This window comes from Agathobaculum sp. (assembly GCF_022775115.1).
In the GTDB taxonomy this organism is placed as follows: Bacteria; Bacillota; Clostridia; order Oscillospirales; family Butyricicoccaceae; genus Agathobaculum.
The window spans coordinates 1-17,048 of sequence record NZ_JALFLA010000035.1; the positions used below are offsets into that span (position 1 = coordinate 1).

At 53.6% G+C, this 17,048-nt stretch carries 17 protein-coding genes; 6 read left to right on the forward strand and 11 right to left on the reverse strand.

Going from position 1 to position 17,048, the window contains the following annotated elements:
* The first annotated feature begins 228 nt into the window (after positions 1-228).
* From thiD to MR935_RS04665, 3 genes are read left to right on the forward strand one after another with little or no spacing between them, the layout of a single operon-like run.
* Positions 229-1,026, forward strand: a complete 798-nt coding sequence (gene thiD, locus MR935_RS04655) for a bifunctional hydroxymethylpyrimidine kinase/phosphomethylpyrimidine kinase (protein WP_290571476.1) — start codon at positions 229-231, stop codon at positions 1,024-1,026.
* On the forward strand, positions 1,023-1,634 hold the full coding sequence (locus MR935_RS04660) for an energy-coupled thiamine transporter ThiT (RefSeq protein WP_290571477.1): 612 nt from the start codon (positions 1,023-1,025) through the stop codon (positions 1,632-1,634). The genes thiD and MR935_RS04660 overlap by 4 nt, the downstream gene beginning before the upstream one ends.
* On the forward strand, positions 1,631-2,299 hold the full coding sequence (locus tag MR935_RS04665; protein WP_290571479.1) for a TENA/THI-4 family protein: 669 nt from the start codon (positions 1,631-1,633) through the stop codon (positions 2,297-2,299). Before MR935_RS04660 ends, MR935_RS04665 begins: the two co-directional genes overlap by 4 nt.
* An 88-nt stretch (positions 2,300-2,387) precedes the next feature.
* Here MR935_RS04665 and MR935_RS04670 read toward each other — a convergent pair whose 3' ends face one another.
* Positions 2,388-3,455 carry a branched-chain amino acid aminotransferase gene (locus MR935_RS04670; protein WP_290571481.1) on the reverse strand — a complete coding sequence of 356 codons (1,068 nt, stop codon included), beginning with the start codon at positions 3,453-3,455 and terminating at the stop codon, positions 2,388-2,390.
* Between the two features lie 153 nt (positions 3,456-3,608).
* Between MR935_RS04670 and MR935_RS04675 the strand changes: the two genes are divergently transcribed.
* Positions 3,609-4,781 carry a polysaccharide deacetylase family protein gene (locus tag MR935_RS04675; RefSeq protein ID WP_290571483.1) on the forward strand — a complete coding sequence of 391 codons (1,173 nt, stop codon included), beginning with the start codon at positions 3,609-3,611 and terminating at the stop codon, positions 4,779-4,781.
* Positions 4,782-4,837: 56 nt separating this feature from the next.
* Here the strand turns inward: MR935_RS04675 and MR935_RS04680 are convergent, their stop codons facing one another.
* From MR935_RS04680 to MR935_RS04695, 4 genes are all read right to left on the reverse strand, one after another.
* Positions 4,838-6,547, reverse strand: coding sequence for a recombinase family protein (locus MR935_RS04680; RefSeq protein WP_290571485.1), 1,710 nt, complete (start codon positions 6,545-6,547; stop codon positions 4,838-4,840).
* Positions 6,548-6,561: 14 nt separating this feature from the next.
* Positions 6,562-6,741: a hypothetical protein gene (locus MR935_RS04685; protein WP_290571487.1), complete on the reverse strand. Its 180-nt coding sequence runs from the start codon at positions 6,739-6,741 to the stop codon at positions 6,562-6,564.
* A 67-nt stretch (positions 6,742-6,808) separates the two neighbouring features.
* Positions 6,809-8,074: a RecQ family ATP-dependent DNA helicase gene (locus MR935_RS04690; RefSeq protein WP_290571489.1), complete on the reverse strand. Its 1,266-nt coding sequence runs from the start codon at positions 8,072-8,074 to the stop codon at positions 6,809-6,811.
* 151 nt (positions 8,075-8,225) lie between these two features.
* Positions 8,226-9,824, reverse strand: coding sequence for a hypothetical protein (locus tag MR935_RS04695; RefSeq protein ID WP_290571491.1), 1,599 nt, complete (start codon positions 9,822-9,824; stop codon positions 8,226-8,228).
* A 174-nt stretch (positions 9,825-9,998) separates the two neighbouring features.
* On the opposite strand from MR935_RS04695, the gene MR935_RS04700 reads away from it, so the two are divergent.
* Complete coding sequence (locus MR935_RS04700; RefSeq protein WP_290571492.1) at positions 9,999-11,798, forward strand: hypothetical protein; 1,800 nt, start codon at positions 9,999-10,001, stop codon at positions 11,796-11,798.
* 202 nt (positions 11,799-12,000) lie between these two features.
* On the opposite strand, the gene MR935_RS04705 is transcribed toward MR935_RS04700, so the two are convergent.
* Entirely contained in the window at positions 12,001-12,558 is a 558-nt protein-coding gene (locus MR935_RS04705) for a recombinase family protein (protein ID WP_290571494.1), read from the reverse strand.
* Positions 12,559-12,617: 59 nt separating this feature from the next.
* Here MR935_RS04705 and MR935_RS04710 point away from each other — a divergent pair, with 59 nt between their 5' ends.
* On the forward strand, positions 12,618-12,791 hold the full coding sequence (locus MR935_RS04710) for a hypothetical protein (RefSeq protein ID WP_290571495.1): 174 nt from the start codon (positions 12,618-12,620) through the stop codon (positions 12,789-12,791).
* Positions 12,792-13,107: 316 nt separating this feature from the next.
* Here the strand turns inward: MR935_RS04710 and MR935_RS04715 are convergent, their stop codons facing one another.
* The 5 genes from MR935_RS04715 to MR935_RS04735 form a co-directional block, all read right to left on the reverse strand.
* The gene (locus MR935_RS04715) at positions 13,108-14,046 is read right to left on the reverse strand and encodes a class II glutamine amidotransferase (protein WP_290571497.1); all 939 of its coding nucleotides are present in this window, start codon (positions 14,044-14,046) and stop codon (positions 13,108-13,110) included.
* On the reverse strand, positions 14,046-15,152 hold the full coding sequence (locus tag MR935_RS04720; protein ID WP_290571499.1) for an amidoligase family protein: 1,107 nt from the start codon (positions 15,150-15,152) through the stop codon (positions 14,046-14,048). Before MR935_RS04720 ends, MR935_RS04715 begins: the two co-directional genes overlap by 1 nt.
* Before the next feature lie 14 nt (positions 15,153-15,166).
* Positions 15,167-15,454 carry a DUF960 family protein gene (locus MR935_RS04725; RefSeq protein WP_290571501.1) on the reverse strand — a complete coding sequence of 96 codons (288 nt, stop codon included), beginning with the start codon at positions 15,452-15,454 and terminating at the stop codon, positions 15,167-15,169.
* A 117-nt stretch (positions 15,455-15,571) separates the two neighbouring features.
* A complete protein-coding gene (locus tag MR935_RS04730; protein WP_290571502.1) occupies positions 15,572-15,904 on the reverse strand; it encodes a helix-turn-helix domain-containing protein in 333 nt (110 codons plus the stop codon).
* Between the two features lie 150 nt (positions 15,905-16,054).
* Positions 16,055-17,023: an IS5 family transposase gene (locus tag MR935_RS04735; protein ID WP_290571503.1), complete on the reverse strand. Its 969-nt coding sequence runs from the start codon at positions 17,021-17,023 to the stop codon at positions 16,055-16,057.
* Positions 17,024-17,048: the final 25 nt, after the last annotated feature.

Genomic DNA, 17,048 nt, shown 5'->3' on the forward strand with positions numbered 1-17,048 from the left:
ATGTGATGCTGCATCCACAGTGCGCCTTACTTTTGTAGCCTTGTTCCACATAAACCGTCTGGCGGTATTTAACTGATCAACAAAATTGTAAGGGGCTGTGGTTGGAACCTTTCGAGAACCATCTTGTGGTAGGAGAACGCAGCCAGTCCACAGCATCCCTTACAGTGTAGCACAGCCCTTGGAGAGGGGCTTTAATAACTACTACTCTATAATACAAGGAGAAACAGCATGAAAACAGCATTGACGATCGCCGGAAGCGATTCCAGCGGAGGCGCCGGTATCCAAGCCGATATCAAAACGATGACCGCCAACGGCGTTTACGCCATGAGCGCCGTCACCGCGCTGACGGCACAGAACACGACCGGCGTTTACGGCATTCTGGAGGTCACCCCAGCGTTCCTCGCCAGCCAGCTTGACTGCATCTTTACCGACATCCCTCCCGACGCGGTCAAGACCGGCATGGTCGCATCCACCCCGCTCATCGAGCAGATCGCGGACAAGCTCCGGCAATACGGCGCGAAGAACATTGTGGTCGACCCGGTCATGGTGGCGACCAGCGGCGCGCGGTTGATCTCAGAACAGGCGGTCGATGCGCTCAAGGCGCACCTGCTCCCGCTCGCCACCGTGCTGACGCCCAACATCCCCGAGGCCGAAGTCCTCTCCGGCCTATCCATTGCCGATGCCGCCGACATGGAGCGCGCCGCGCGCGCCATCAGCGAGACCTATGGCTGCGCCGTGCTGTGCAAAGGCGGGCATCAGGTCAGCGACGTGGACGACCTGCTCTGGCAGGACGGCGTAGGCAAATGGTTCCGCGGCCACCGGATCAACAACCCCAACACCCACGGTACGGGCTGCACACTATCGAGCGCGATCACTGCCAATCTCGCCAAGGGTTATGCACTGGACAGCGCGGTCGAGCGCGCCAAGGCGTACATCTCGGGCGCGCTTGCTGCCATGCTTGATCTGGGCGCGGGCAGCGGGCCGATGAATCATATGTTTGATTTGAAAGGGGCGTTTGTCGAATGATCTCCGCGACTGTTACAACGGTATTCACCGTCTCCTATCTGCTGTTTACGCTGTGGCTGTGCCGCGGCCTGCGGCTGACGGCCAAATCCATCTGCCTTGCGGGCCTGTGCACCGCGCTGACACTGGTGCTCAACTCCATCATGATTCCGCTGCCTACCGGCTCGACCTTTAACTTCGGCTCGATGCTGCCGCTGATGCTGCTCGCGCTGGTGTATGACTACCGGCTGGCCATGGTATCCGGTTGGCTATGCGGCGTGCTCGCACTCTTTCTGCTGCCTGCGTGGCAGCCCGTGCACTGGGCGCAGGTGTTCGTTGAGCATCTGGTCTGCTTCTCCTGCCTTGGCTATGCCGGTGTTTTCGGCAGCGATAAGCGCTGGAAAATACTGTACGGCGCGCTGCTGAGCGTTTTCCTCTCGGCGGTGGGGCATGTGCTGAGCGGTGTGATCTTCTTCTCCCAAAACGCATGGGACGGCTGGGGCGCTTGGGGTTACAGTCTGGCCTACAACCTCTCCTCTAAAATACCGGAGGGTATCCTCACCATCCTCATCCTGCTGGCGCTGCCGCTTTCAGCACTCAAAAAAGCTGCCAAGGAGGGAACGCAGACATGAGCTTTGTAGCGCAATGCATCGAGGACAGCCTACCGATCTGGGCATCCTGCCTAAGCACCCCATTTCTGCGCGGCGTGGCCGACGGCTCACTGCCCGAGGACTGCTTCAAGGGCTACATCGTAGACGACAGTCTCTATCTGCGTGAGTACTCCAAGGTGTTCGCGTGGGGCATCATCAACGCGCGGGATATGGAGGACATCCGCGCCTATTACTCGCTGCTCGCCTTTGTCAACGAGGCCGAGGACACGACGCGGCTACACTACCTGCGGCGGTATCAACTGACCGACGCGCAGATACAGCCCCTTCCCCTCCGCCCGGAGAACCGGGCATACGTCGATTACATGCTCGATGCGGCCAAAAACGCCCCCGGTGCGGCCGAATGCATGATGGCCTGTCTGCCGTGTATGCTCAGCTACGGCTGGATTTTCGGGGAGATCATCAAGCGCTCCCCCCCGTCGGACAACTCGCCCTATCTGCGCTTCATCAGCGACTATGCGGGCGGCCAGTACGATGCGGTCTGCCGCGCGTGGACGGACTTTGCCGACAGCGCCTGCCAAGATCTAAGCGATGCGCGGCGCGCGCATTGTATGGAGATCTTCCGCGCCTGCTCACAGCACGAGTACAACTTCTGGCAGATGAGCGCCCGGCCGCGCACCGATATCTAACCTGCCATGCGGGCAGCAAAAAGAGCGAAAACCTCTTGGTTTCCGCTCTTTTTCTTATACTATTTTCCGGCGTACCAGCCGTTTATGCTCAGCAAACCTTGACCGTCCAGCCCAGCTCGTCGGGTAGCTTGCCCCACTGTATACCGGTGAGCGTGTCATACAGCTTATGAGTGACCGACCCGATCTGACCATCGTTGATAAGGGCGACCTCGTCCTCATAGCGCAGCTCGCCGACGGGCGAGATGACCGCTGCCGTGCCGGTGCCGAACACCTCCTCGAGCTTGCCCTCCTTGGAGGCCCGCATGACCTCCGCGATCGGCAGCCGCTCCTCCGACACCGGGATGCCCCAATGACGCAGCAGGTCGATGCAGCTCATACGGGTGACGCCGGGCAGCACCGTGCCGGCTGTGGGTGCGGTGTACACCGTGCCGTCGATTTTGAAGAAGCAGTTCATCGAGCCGACCTCCTCAACATACTTGTGCTCAACGCCGTCAAGCCACAGGGTCTGCTCATAGCCCAGCTCGTGCGCCTTGACCTGCGAGATCAGACTGGCCGCGTAGTTGCCGCCGCACTTGGTAAAGCCGGTGCCGCCCGGGCAGGCGCGGGTGTACTCGTCCTCCACAAAAATCTTGACCGGGTTGATGCCCGTCGAGTAATACGCGCCGACAGGCGAGCAGATGATGATGAACTGGTGTGTTTTCGACGGGCGCACGCCAAGATGCGGCTCAGTGGCGATGATGAAAGGACGGATGTACAGGCTTGTGCCCTCGGCCCGCGGCACCCAGTCCCGGTCGACCTCGACCAGTGCCTTGACGGCCTGCACGAAATCCTCCACCGGCAGGCTGGGCAGGCACATGCGATGGTTGGTATTGATCATGCGCTCAGCGTTCTTATCCGGCCGGAAAAGCTGGATGGAGCCATCCGGTGTTCGGTACGCCTTGAGACCCTCGAAGGACTCCATCGCGTAGTGCAGTACCATCGCGGCCGGGTCGAGCGACAGTGGCGCATAGGGTACGATGCGCGCGTCGTGCCAGCCCTTTTGCTCGTCATGGTCGATTATCAGCATATGATCAGTATAATGGATGCCAAAGCCAAGGTTTGTCTCGTCTGGCCTCGGCTTCTTATTTGTGGTAAGCTGGGTCTTGATCTGCAGCATGGCGGGTTCACTCTTTCTGTGTTAGATTTCTACATTTTTATTATATCACTTTGCTTTGCTGAAGCAAAGCATTTTTACACGCAAAGGGTGACAAAGCCGCTGGGATTTGCTATAATGAGTTCGTATGATTTGCCGAAAGGAGCGCTGCACACCATGCATCACCGTTTCCGCCGGCCGCTTGCCGCCGCGCTGTGCGCAGCGCTTCTGCTGGCGGCAATACCGGCGCCCGCCGCCGCCCTCACGCTGACCGCGGTCAATGACACGCTGCTCCCCCTGTCCGACAGCACTATGCCCGCCCGCCTTGGCGGCGAGATGTATGTACCGTACAGCGTGTTCACCGCGCTGGGCGTTTCTGCCGCCACCGAGGACGGTGTGCTCAATCTGTCCGCCGGAGGGGAAACGCTATCCTTCTCCCCTGACGAGGGCTATGTTTACGACCAAAACCTCAACAGCTATGCCTCACCCGCCTACCACCGCAACGGCACGGTGTATGTGCCGGTCAAGCTGTGCTGCGGCAAGTTCGGCTTTGGCTACTCGACCATCGAGGTCGCGGGCGAAATGGTGCTGCGCGTGACCGACGGCTCGGCGCAGAGTGATTCCGACTTCACCGCCGCGAGCGCCGCGCGCATTCAAAGCGCGATCAACGCCTACCATGGCGCGCCCGCCGAGCGCCCTGTGGTGCAGCCGTCTGTTCCGACCGAGCCGCCTATCCCGCAGGTGGAGGAAAAGCCGACGCACAAGCCTGCCCGTGTCTACCTGACGTTTTACGGCGCGCCGGGCGCCAAGACCCTGGCCATTCTGGACGCGCTGCGTGACGCGGCGCGGCAGGCCGCCTTTTTCCTGCCGACCGACACCTCACTTTGGTCGGACGATCTGGTGCGCCGCATCGTGGCCGAGGGGCACACCCCTGCCCTGCTGCTGCGCGAGACGGCTGACGCCGCGCCCGACGCGCTGACCGCCTCCCTGCAAGCGGCCAACGACCGCCTTGCGCTGCTGACCGGGGTGCAGACGCGCATTGTCTCCACTCCGGATGGCTGCGATAAGCTGACCGCCGCGCAGCGTGACGCATTGACCGCCGCCGGCTACCGCCTGTGGGATACAACACTCGACGCGGGAGACGAACGGCAGACCGCCGCACGCGCCTACGCGACGACCGCGCAGCATTTTGCCTCCACCGACGCGGTCATCGTGCTGCGCCTGCACCACACGCAGGCCACTGCCGAGGCCGTGCGATCGCTCTGCTCCTACATGTCGCGGCAGGGCATCCCCACCGCACTCATCACGCTGACCACCGCCCCGCTCAACACGGCAAACGACATACGCTGACCGATACTCCTTCCCGGCACGGTTTTCGCCCCGTGCCGGGTTTTATTTTGCCGCGCTCAGTTCAGGTTGCGGCGGATATGGTCGAGCGCGCCCTTTTCCAGCCGTGATACCTGCGCCTGTGAGATGTGGATCTCATCAAACGAAAGGACGGAATTTTTGGCCTGCGGTTTGGCATATTCCGCGTGGTATTCCTTGCCCATCGTCAGGCAGATATCCAGATAGATTTGGGTGTTGCTCTCATCCGCATCCACAACAATGTGGTCGACCAGCGCCCTCGACATCTCGCGGGAAAACCCGCAGTTGGCGTTCCACTGCTGTTCGATGGTTCTCGAAAGCTTTTCTACCCGCTTGATGCGTTCCGCCAGATCCTTTCCGGCGTTTTCCAACGCCCCGCGCTGTTGCTCCAATTCTTCCAGCTGTTCGTTATACTGCTGATTGCGGCTCTTGAACTCCGTATTGGATAAGGCGCCGTCCAGCGTCAGTTCGAGCAGCTTTTCTTTTTTTGCGGACAACGCCTCGATCTGCTGTGCCAGCCTTTCCAGTTCTGCGCCATGATCCTGCTGCTCGGCAAATGCCTTCAGGTTTTGGATATATTCCTGCATCGCTTCGGACTTTTCGTCAATCACCCGCTCGAATACACGCGCCAGCACGCGGTCAAGTTCGCTGCTATAAACCGTGGGCGAGCTGCAGCCGCCCTGCTTACCCTTGAGCCGGTATAACTTGCAGTTCCAACACTCGACCTCTCCCCTGCGCTTGCTCTTGTATACGTGGCGGTGGAAAGTCGTTCCGTGTTTGGCGCAGATCAGCTTGCCGCTGTACGCATAACGGTTCTGCGATGCCTGCGCGTGCTGCTTCATCGTCTTGCCGCGCTCAGCCAACAAACGGTTGGCCTCTTCCCAAAGCGGTTCCGGAACAATCGCAGGCACCTTTTCATCTTCATGCACGATCCATTTGTCCGTATCCAGACGATAGGTGCGTCCATCCCGATAATCCCGCGTCGCATAGCGCCGTCCGGCATAAAAGCCCTTATACTTCGGGTTGCGGATCATACCGTACAGGGTGGAATAGGTAAGCGGCTTGCCCTGCTTGCCGACAATGCCGCGACTGTCCAGATCGTTGGCGATCGCCCGCAGACCCATTTCCCCCGCGATGTAGCGCTCAAACACCTCACGAACAACCTCCGCCTCGCGCTCGACAATCTCCAGCCTGCCATCTACCTTATTATAGCCAAACAGGTTGTTCTGCCCCAGCAGCACGCTGTTCTCCTGCGCCCGCTTGAAACCGAAGCGGGTACGCTCGGACAGCTTGCGCACCTCATCCTGTGCGATGGACGACATGATGGTCAGCCGCAGCTCGGCGTCCTTGTCGAAGGTGTTGATGTTATCGTTCTGGAAGAACACACCGACGCCGTGGCGCAGCAGTTCGCGGGTATACCGGATGCTGTCCAGCGTATTACGGGCAAAGCGGCTGATCTCCTTGGTAATGATCAGATCAAACCGGCCGGTTTCCGCATCTTCGATCATTTGCAGGAACTGCTCGCGCTTGGCGACCGACGTGCCCGAGATACCCTCGTCCACATAGCCACCCGCAAACGTCCAGTTTGGATTGCTGCGGATATACTCTTCATAAAAACGCTGCTGGTTATCCAAACTGTTCAGCTGCTCATCTTTATCGGTCGACACGCGGGCGTAATAGGCCACAGCGATCTTCATTTCGAAAATGCTGCGGCCCTGCGCCAGCAGGTCGTCCAGCTTGCGGACGTCCATGGTTCCCTCCTGCTTTAAATCAAGTCGGTTCTGGTTACTTCCATTGTACCGCGCCCATTCAGATTCTTCAACTTTTTCGCCTGCAAACGCCGTACAAAATCATGTTCCTCGCGGGAAACATGTCCATTTTTGTACATTTCGTCGTTGAGCGCCAGAATCTGGTAGATCTGGCCGCGTCGAATTTCTTCTCTCATGATGTGTCCTCCTTCTTTCGTTTAGTATGCACATCTAGCGGTACACGCAAACCTCTTTCCACTGGGCTTACAAATTCCCAATCTTGTTTTCAGCATGATAACAGTTGTCACACTGATCTTCACACCGATCCCCTTTTTTCTCCCCGAAAAACTTTCGAATGATACGCCATCGGCAGCGTTCCTTATCCTGCGCATACCTTTTCAGGGCCTCCAGCGCATCCAAACGATCTTTGCGCTCCCGGCCGGTCAAGTCCATCTTAGCCTTCTCAAGCAGTCCTTGGTTGATCGTAAAATCGTACGGGTGCCATAGCAAAACCGCCTCAGCCTGTTTACCGTTACGGCCTGCGCGTCCTGCCTCCTGCACATACTCATCCAGCCCGATCGAAGGAGAATGGTGAATCACAAGGCGCACATTCGGAATGTTCACACCAAGGCCAAAAGCGTTCGTCGCCACCATGATACGAACCTCTCCGGATGCAAATCGCCGAAGCCTCTCTTCCTTGTTTTTGCATGCGCCATAAAAGCTTTCTACAGGAAAACCCTCTTTTTTGAGGCAGCGTTTCAATTGCTTCACGCGTTTGACCGTGTTACAATATATAACACAATTCCCCTTTGGGGATTTTCTTTTGAGCAATCTACAGATTTCTTCCCGCTTGCGCTGCTCGATCACAGCTGCATTTTTTCGACCGGTTAGACCATGCCCGATTTCGATCGCTGAAAGTCGAATATTTTCACGAGTTACGCTGCCACGATAGATAAAAGGATCATCCATGTTGAGCCTGTTAATGATCTGCTTCTCTGTCGATCTCGTTGCCGTGGCTGTAAACGCGCCGATTACTGGTCTCTCGCGCAGCGTCTTCACAAAGTCTGCGATGCGCAAGTAATCCTCGCGAAACCCAGGTCCCTGTTTTACGATGCAATGCGCCTCATCGATCATTAGCCCGCCAATATTCGCAGTGAGCAGAGCTTCCTGCAATTTATTGTTTTGCAGCATCTCCGGGGTCACATATAGCAACCGCAGGCTACCATCTCTGATCTGCGCTAATACGGTTCGTCGCGCTTCTTCCGGAAGCAAGCTGTTAAGCATTGCAGCCGGAATCCCCTTCTCTCGTAGTTGTCGAACCTGATCGATCTCCAGCGCCAAATAAGGCTCGACAATGATGATCAGGCGTTCTTGCACTAATGCCAGCATTTGGTAAATTGCAGATTTCCCGCTACCTGTCGCTAATATAGCCAGCGAGTCGTGCCCAACTATCAATTGAGATAAAATCTCATTTTGAGCCGCGCGCAATGTTGGAATGCCAAGCTGCGCGAGCGCTGCTTCTTTTGTCATATTTATTACCTCCTATAAAACCGGAGTGTGAAATCGACGGTACGACAGAAACAACGTAACAGCCATTGTACCGCCTGTTTTTCACACAAAATGAATAAAATCAAAACTTCTTCCAGCTTTTACAAACCGCGTTTATCGGGCTGTTCCGCCATTATGGATCCTCGTACCCCAGCTTGGAAGCGGGGAAAAGCACATGGCTGGACGGTTTTTGCGCCTGCCCACGGATCTTCTCGCTTGACGATTCCAGTATACCGAGCTTTTTCAGGTAAGCACGGAATTCCACGCTATCCTGCCCCTTTAGTCCCAACTGTAGTAAGATCTGCGGGAAGGCCTCCTTCAGCTCGAATGCAACCCATCGGGTTCCATCTTGCTTTGCGTAGAGGAAGCCGATTTGGCCCTCTGCCATCTCTTTAGCAGAATCCGCGATCCACGCCGCTGTGGTGTTAGGGTCTTGAAGTAGATCAAAAGCGGCGGCGAAGCGCTTTTCGCGAGCTTCCTCGCTGTTCCAGATTTGGTCAACAAGACTTTCCGCACGTTGTAGAAAAACGCCTTCTGTCGAAGTCTCGGCTAGGAGCAATTCATCTAGAATACCGGAAACCGTCAGGAAATGCGCCGCCGGATAGGTCCTATCAGCTAAAGACATATCTTGTATTGCGGATGCAATCCGATTTGCCACGCGCTGCGGTTTGCGGAGAAGGTTCGCAGTCGCGGTTCGGAGCAAGTCGATCGCCTCCCAATGGATTGGCTCTAACGCACCCCATGAAAAGAGCAGGCTGACATGCTCTGATGGCAGCTCGCTACCGACCAATATCGGCACCGTGCCCAGCGGCAAACGACTTTTGCCGCTGGCTGCGAGATCCGTTTGCGCCGATTGCATGAGCGTGGTCATCTTCTTCTGCATGGCGTCCAGATCGATGTGCACCAACACGGGGATCGAAGACACCGACTGCAGCAGTTTTAGATCCTCCTGCGATTGCACAGCAAGTTCCGGCACCAAACCGGTAGGCGTTTCCAGCCCTTGGATAAATGTGAACGCTGCGAGTATCCTCCGCAGAGTATCGGTTTGGACTTTGGCAGTCTGCTCCGCCCCACTGCAAACAACAGCGGGATAATAGAAGAGGCGGAAGTTTTCCGGAATAAATGAGGTGATCGCCGCTTCCACTGTGTGAACAAGCAGGAAAATGACAACATCCGCTACGTTCCGAATTGCCTCCGCTAACTCAGTTGGAGCAACTTCATAGGTCCAGCTTTTATTCAACTTAAGCCGTGATTTCACGCACGGACGTCGATCCAGCACTACGGTTTTTCGACAGAGCATTGGCAGGCACAGTCGCCGAACCTCATTGGTCAGCCACGCTGCACCATTATCTAAATTGATGCCGGAAACCGGCACTGTATCGCCGGAAGACAGCCGTTTATACGATAGTAGAATCGATTTGCTGTCAAAGAAAGCTGTCACCGCATACCGCACGATGCAGTTCTCTTGCGTAAACACCTCGACATACGGCATTGGACACGGGATACGCTCCAAATAGCTCGTCCCACAGTCACGAATCGTCCAGCCCTTGATCTTGAAATCCTTGTGCTCCGAGATGCGATCTCTTATTCTCATCGCCCACGCGATCAACTCCTTCCACGATTTGCTGTCCAGATCATCTCGCGTGATGATGCGGGAGCGTTCAGGTGGAATATTTTGCAAAAACGTTTCGTTTTGAAAAGTTTCGACCACTAATTCGTTGAATAATTTCATGCTGTCTCTCCTTCTCTATTATCCTTGATGACTACAACCACATTTCTGCCAACGTGCTAGCATTTGGCGTCTTACGGCCTTCTCTGCTTTTATTGTACCGCGGTAGGCCTGCTATCGTATAACCGTGAAAAACTCAACTTTTTCAGAATTTTCACATATAAGGAGATGAATACGATGTTTGACCCGGCCCCTGAACGTTCCAAACAAGATGAAGGAAACTTGATGGAAGCAAAACTTTTTTTGAACCGCGTAAAAGAGAATGCACACAAATACAACGTGTACAGCGAACATCGAATTTTTATGATTTTAAAGTGCTGTACATTTTTGGAAAATTTGATGAAAGATAGAGGGCGCTCTGTTTGGCCGAAAAATCAAAGAGAGCCGATTGAAGATTTCCAAGATGTCATGCAATTGTTAATATATTCCATTTGCGATGGCAATTTTTTGTTTGATGATGCGGGGTACTTCCTAGAGGAGCCAAACACCGAATCCTCTAAATACACATGGGCACCTTCAGCGTGGGAACAATCGGTTTGTGCATATCATGATTTTGCGTTTGCTATGCGTAGACGCAATTATGCCTATATGGAATTGAAGGCGCTGCGCAAGCATTTAGATGAACATAGCAAACAGGACTTGAACTATCAGGACTATGGCACCGATACAGATGCTGGTTCAAACACATCTTCTATCAATGAGCAGCTGTCTCTACAGTTTTGTTCGCAATTATCAAGACAACTATCAGGGAAAGCAATTGGTGCGCGCGTTCTTAATCCCACAACAAAGAAGAATTTCACAAATCTATTGAAGCAAATCAAACAAGATAGATTACTGAAAAAAGTCTTCCCAATCATCATATTAGGCGTATTATCGGGAGCAATATCTGCAGATATCGCTAATCTGAAAGCATATTTGAAACCAAACAAAACAATATTTAATGAGAATAATGCAGCAGACATGTGTATATTGTTCTCGGCTATCGCCCAAAGCTTTCCTCTTATTGAAAATGATCTTTTCGACCAGAAGAGCGCTCTATTCGATCCATATGCCCTTTTGAACAGTCTCTCTTTTATCAATCATTTGTGCTTAACAGATAAGGATTTTATAGCACTTGCTCACCTATGCGAGGACTGTTTTGACCAGCCGCGGAAAAAGACCGAATTCTTGCAATATAAACAGCCGGTGAACGGCGTACCAATTGGAGAGATCCTGCACGCTCTTTTTGTGTTGTTTGATGCTCAAGGTTATGAAGTAACTGATGCTAAAAAGCCCCGCGGATGGGTTACTGCAATCGATACACTGAAGAATGCTAAAATCATTGATGAAACCGATACCAAAGATAAACCAAATGATGCTCCAACCACGGAAAGATGTACCGCCCATTATCTACACATGGTAAAGGAAAAATATTCCATCGAGCACTATAACTTTAATTGGGAAGTGTTTTGGCTAATTTCAGGCTATACACCTCCCCCGCTATTCAACTGGAAACCCAATTATGGCGGAAAAGGGCTCATAAAAAAACCTTTCGAACTGTATGGTATATGTGCTGAACATTTAAACGATTTGTGCGAAGCGGCTATTGGGTATTTTATTGCAGAGTGGGATCACCCCTCGCTTCCTGCAGCACTACGATACGATATTTCAAAAGTACGGCGTACTATTGCCGAACTTGGAAGCAAATCAGAGAAACAGTCAGCATTTCTGGAAGAATTAGAGTGTGAAATAGCAAAAGGAAAAGTGTTATGCTCTCAAAGTCAGCTTAGGCAAAGTATAGCGAACTTCTGTTTGCGACAATACAACAACATTTGTTCCGAAAAAGAAAGACAACTGAAAAGTTTCAAGTGTTATGAAAATTTTTTAGGCATGGCAATGGCAGAAGAAGCAATTAAGCAGTTATGTGCAGAGGCATATAATAAAACATTTCGTCTGCTTGCGTCATTTAACCAGTACATCTGGCCGATTACGAATTAACCTTCAGCTCTATTTTTTACTATATCTACAGATATAGCATAATGCCTCTATTATGAAGCAGAAATGATGCAAGTATTTCAATAATCATCTATTATAGTTTAATCTTCGCGATGGGTGTTCAAATTTGGAGTGCTTTTCTCATTGGCGGAAAATCGCGCCATACGAACGATTATCTGTATATTGCTCATAAAATCGAATCATTCTAATATTTCACATCGCGACATCTCCGGTAGAAGGTGTTAGCCTTGAGCCCCGTCCGCTGCATGGCCTCCCTTGCGGTGATCTCGCCGCGCCGCCACTGGGCTACGACTGCCTCGAAGTTGTCGGGCAGAGACAGCGGCGCGCGCCCATGATATTTGCCCTGCGCCTTGGCGAGGGCGATGCCCTCGCGCTGGCGCTGGAGGATGTACGCGCGCTCAAGCTCGGCCACAGCCGCGAACACGGTCAGCATGAACTTGCCGGTCGGGGTGGTCGTGTCGATCGCCTCTTTTTTGGAGACGAACTCGACCTCCTTGACCGTCAGCTGCTCGATCAGCTCCAGCAGGTCGCGGGTGTTGCGGGCGAAGCGACTGATCGACTCGACGATCACCGTGTCGCCCTTGCGGACATAGGCCAGCATGCGCCGAAGCTCCGGGCGGTCGGTGTTCTTGCCGCTCGCCTTGTCAAGAAAGATTTCGTCCACGCCCAGCTCACGCAGCAGCGCCTGCTGCCGGGCGGGGTTCTGCTCTTCTGTGCTAACGCGGATGTAGCCGATTTTCATTCATATCTTCCTTTCTGTTGAGAAAAATGGTATACTGTCCATGCAAGGATGTGATCAGGATGCTATCAAAAGAAAACGCAGCACTGCCGGAAGTGTTGGAGAATATAGCAATGTCCTGCCGGATGGAAGGGATTGAGCTCACGCCGGAAATTCGCGAGCTGTGCTGGTCTGTCTTGAACGGCAATATCAGCTTGCAGGACAGCCTGAGCCAGTTGAACGTAAAATATAACTAAGTGAGGGAGACCATGGCTAGCGGAATTATGGTGTCAGCAGATGGCTGCTATTCCGGCATGTGTGATTTTTAAGAAAATATGAGACGAATTGTTGTAATAGGGTCGGTGCGGGTTTTGAAATATGTCAAAACCCCGAAACCGACCCTATTGACATGCTTTTTGGCTGTATCAGTAGGGTATACCCCAATGACATACTACTTGTCCGGTGGCTTGCTGTTTTTCGCGGACTTCTCTGCGATCTCGATTACGACCTCGACAAATGCGCCGAGCAGCTCAAATGCTTTGGAAATTGCCCCACAGGTAATTCCTCCTCCCCTTAATATGCGTATAGTAATTCGCCGGTCATTTCGTGCAGCATCGCCGGATCGTAGAGCAGCTCCTCGATCTCATCCGGGTCGCAGCCGTAGTCCAAGAGCGCTTGCACCTCGGCTTCGCTTACGCCCATAGCTTTGGCAGCGGCGACCAGTTCATCATGCAGTCTGCCGTCCTCGTCCCAAGGGTAGCCGTAGCACGGGGAATAGCGCCACCAGTGCGGATAGGTCATATGCGGTATAAAGCAGTCGGTGGTTTGGCAGCCATGCTTGTCGATTCTCAAGATTTCCCCCTCCTCTGGCTGTTGGACGCTTTCCGGTTTGCCCAGCCGCAGGCGCTTGGTTGCTTTCACGAGAATGTCCTGCGTAGAAGCATAGAGGACAAAACCATCATAGTGAAACAGGCACAGCGGGTTATCGCCTTTCACGAACCAGATCGCGTCCTCGCTGTCCAGCACCGTAAATACAAAAGAGCCCTCGACCGTCTCGGCCATAGCTTTCAGGCTGGCGAAGTCGAGGGCGTTTTGTTGTTCCAAGAGCTGCACGGCAACGTAGCTGTCGGTTTCGACGCTGGTCTGCGGCAGATTTTCCTGTTGTTTCAGAATCTTATCGTTCCACAGGATGCCGTTATGCGCAAGAGCAAAGGTCTTGCCATCGATGCTGCCGGGAAATGGGTGGTTGTTTTGGTTGAACTTTTCGTTTCCCTGTGTCGTCATACGGGTGTGCCCCATAATGACGTTTACACCGCTCGGCACGCGTAAGCGTAGCTTGCGGGCTGGCAGCGGGCGCTTGAAGATGCGCAGCCGTCCGCCGAAGTGATAGGCGATACCGGTCGCATCCGTGCCACGCACCTCGCATTCGCGGGCAAGAGTGTTCAAAATGCGGTTCTTTTCACGTGTGGTGAGTTTGTTTTGTTGGTCAATTATTCCGAATAAACTGCACATCAGCAGGCCTCCTCGTTCTCCGTGTTGGTGTTTACCGGCTCGTTGACATAGAGCCGGCGTTCTTTCAGGTATTGAATCAGCTCGGGTTCGTCGATGCGGTCGAGAAAATCGAACCAACTCATGTCCTGCAATTCAGTGTCGGAAAGCGAAATCGCCACCTCGCAGAGGTGGTTGACCAACTGCAAGGTGGCGATCAGGGTGTTGTATTTGAGCGTACCGCGGAACAGGCGAAGCTCGATTGTGTCGGCGTTCGTGAGATTCACAGCGGTGTATCGTCCGGCGCAGGAGTCCTTCGCGTGGTTGAGTTGTTCTCGTGGACACAGTTTCATACCGTAACGTGCTGCCCAGCGGTTGAGCTGTGCCTGTGTCCTCCGGCTGAACCGCAGCAGTTCCGGCCAGAACTTTTCGACGAAGTACACCAAACGGGCGATGCAGGATTCCTGTGTCTCGTAAGTACAGCCGAACGCCATGCGCGAAATGTGAACGTGCAGCCCGCAGGTACCTGCGCCGTGGCTGCGATAGCCAAGACGTTTCGCTTCATCCAAAATATCTTTCCACGGCATGGCGTTCAGATGATAGTCCAGCGTCATTGGGTGGGTGACAAGTTCTAGCCCATCGTCCAAGCTGCCATCTGTTTTGATGTACAGGTTTTCAGAATGGCAGTTGGCAATGTCGAGAAAATGACGGGCGTGCGCGGTGCTTTCTCCGCCCTCGTCGATCTCGAGTTCCACACCGAAGCGACGCAGCCCCTTGCCGTGGAACACCAGTTCTGGCATATAGCTATATTCATGGATTGGTCCGGACTCGCATCGGTCATCATAGCAATCACGGCACAGATCTTCGCCGCCATATTGGTAGACAGAGTCATTTGTAATCAACGCGCCGCAACGTTCGCAGTGGGTATAAAAGCGCTCCCGGCAGGCGCGGCAGAGTACATGGGTATCGTCACCTTCGTCATCGTCGATGTAGATGCGCGTGCCGCATTCGTCGCACAAAATGGTCAGGTCGCCTGCGCAGTCCGGGCAGAGCAGGTCGTCGCCGACGTGGAACATTTCATCAAGCGGGTGGACAGCGCCGCAGTGGTCACAGCTGTAGGTTTCTTGCATAGCATTTTCCTCCCCTAATATTCTTCGGCCAGCAGCATGGTGCTGTGGGTTTGGTCGTCAATGACATAGATTTTGGCGCTCACCGCGTCGCCGCAGGGCACGTCCATTTCGTAGGAATAAGGCGGCTGTTCCTGTGAGTGGGCGATGTGCTGTCCGGCTGCGGTGCGCGACAACCGGAATACCTGTAAGTAGTCGCGCTGCTCGTCCGGGATGCGGCCGATCAGGTGCCAGAGCAGGATCACCAGCCAGCCGGGTAGGGCGTGCTGCACACCGCGGGTCAGGTATTTGGGGTTTTGGAACATAGGCATTCTCCTTTGCAAATAAAAATAGCCACAGGAACGGAGCTCCGTTCCTGTGGCTTCTACTATTATAGTATATGTGTGGTTTTGCCGCGTGGTCAGATGCGGATATGTGCAGGATCATCGCTCAAGAGACAGAATGTTCTGCAAAATAACAGTGATTTTACGCAGACTTTTGGGTGGGAGTCCTTGAAGCAGATCGCGCAGTTCGGTCAGCAGTGCTTCCTTTTCGTCACTGATCGGCTGCGGTTCAGAGAACAGTTCTGCCATCGAAATATCCAGCGCAGCGGCGATTTTTTCCAGCGTTTTCACGGTCGGGCTCTTGAGGCCGCGCTCTAAATGTCCGAGAAAAGCGGGATTCATATCGGCTTGCAGCGCTAAGGTTTCTTGACTCCAGCCTTTTAGCTTGCGGAAGTATCGGATCCGGCTCCCGATATCAATTGCACAATACATAGGGAACCTCTGAATAATAGACTTTATCCTGTTTCAACTCAATGTATTAGCCGCCATTTGCCCTTGGTTAAGATGATTTCAGCGCAAAATAGCCATTATTTCTCTGCTTTTCTGCTCCTTTTTCTGAAAAAGGGCAGACTGCCCCCTGTATCAGGTTACGGAGAGTTTTCTCCCTGCCATGGCAAGCGCATACAAATTGGCACAAGCGAACATGGCGTACAGTCGGTTCTCGTTCTTCCTCAGTCCACGATACACGGTTTTCCTGTAGCCGAACTGACACTTGATGATCCGGAACGCGTGCTCTACTTTGCAGCGCACCGCGGATTTGCGGTTTTCAATATAACGCTCCCAGTCAATCGCGTTGTCGCTGACCCTGGGAAGACTGCTGGGGCGGCGGTTAATGCGGAAATCAATTCCTGAAAAATGCTCGTTGCTTGCGATTTCAAGGCGCTTCTGCACTCCAAGATATCCCGAATCCCCATAGACTACCCCGTCATCTTCCCGAAGTAAGTTCACTGTCTGTGTGATGTCATGCTCGTTTGCCGCTGTGACGGTCATCGTGTGAACCAGACCGCTGCCAGCGTCCACGCCGATGTGGCATTTCATCCCGAATTTCCACTCATTGCCCTTTTTCGTCTGGCGCATTTCAGGGTCACGGGCCTTCTCAGCATTCTTCGTGGAGCTGGGAGCATTGATGATGGTTGCGTCCACCATGTGTCCGGTTTGCACCATAACATGGTTGATCGCGTCGAAAAACAGCTTGTTCAGGCCATTCGCTTCCAAAAGATGACGGAATTTGCACAGCGTTGTTTCATTCGGAACCGCCTCCGTCATGAAGTTAATGCCTGTGAATTTTCGCGTGGCATAGCTGTCGTAGATGGCGTCCTCGGTCGCCGGGTCAGACAGGTTGAACCAGATCTGAAGCAGATACATCCGCAGCATTTTCTCAATGCCCATGGGCGGACGGCCACGCTTTCCCTTGGGATAGTAGGGCTCGATCACACCGACCCACTCGTCCCAGGGAATGATTTCGTCCATGATTTCCAGAAATTCCTCCCGCTTCGTTTTCTTCTTGCGGAAGCTGTATTCGATATCTGTGAATGTTTCCTGTTTCTTCATCACCATACACCACCATTGCTTTGAT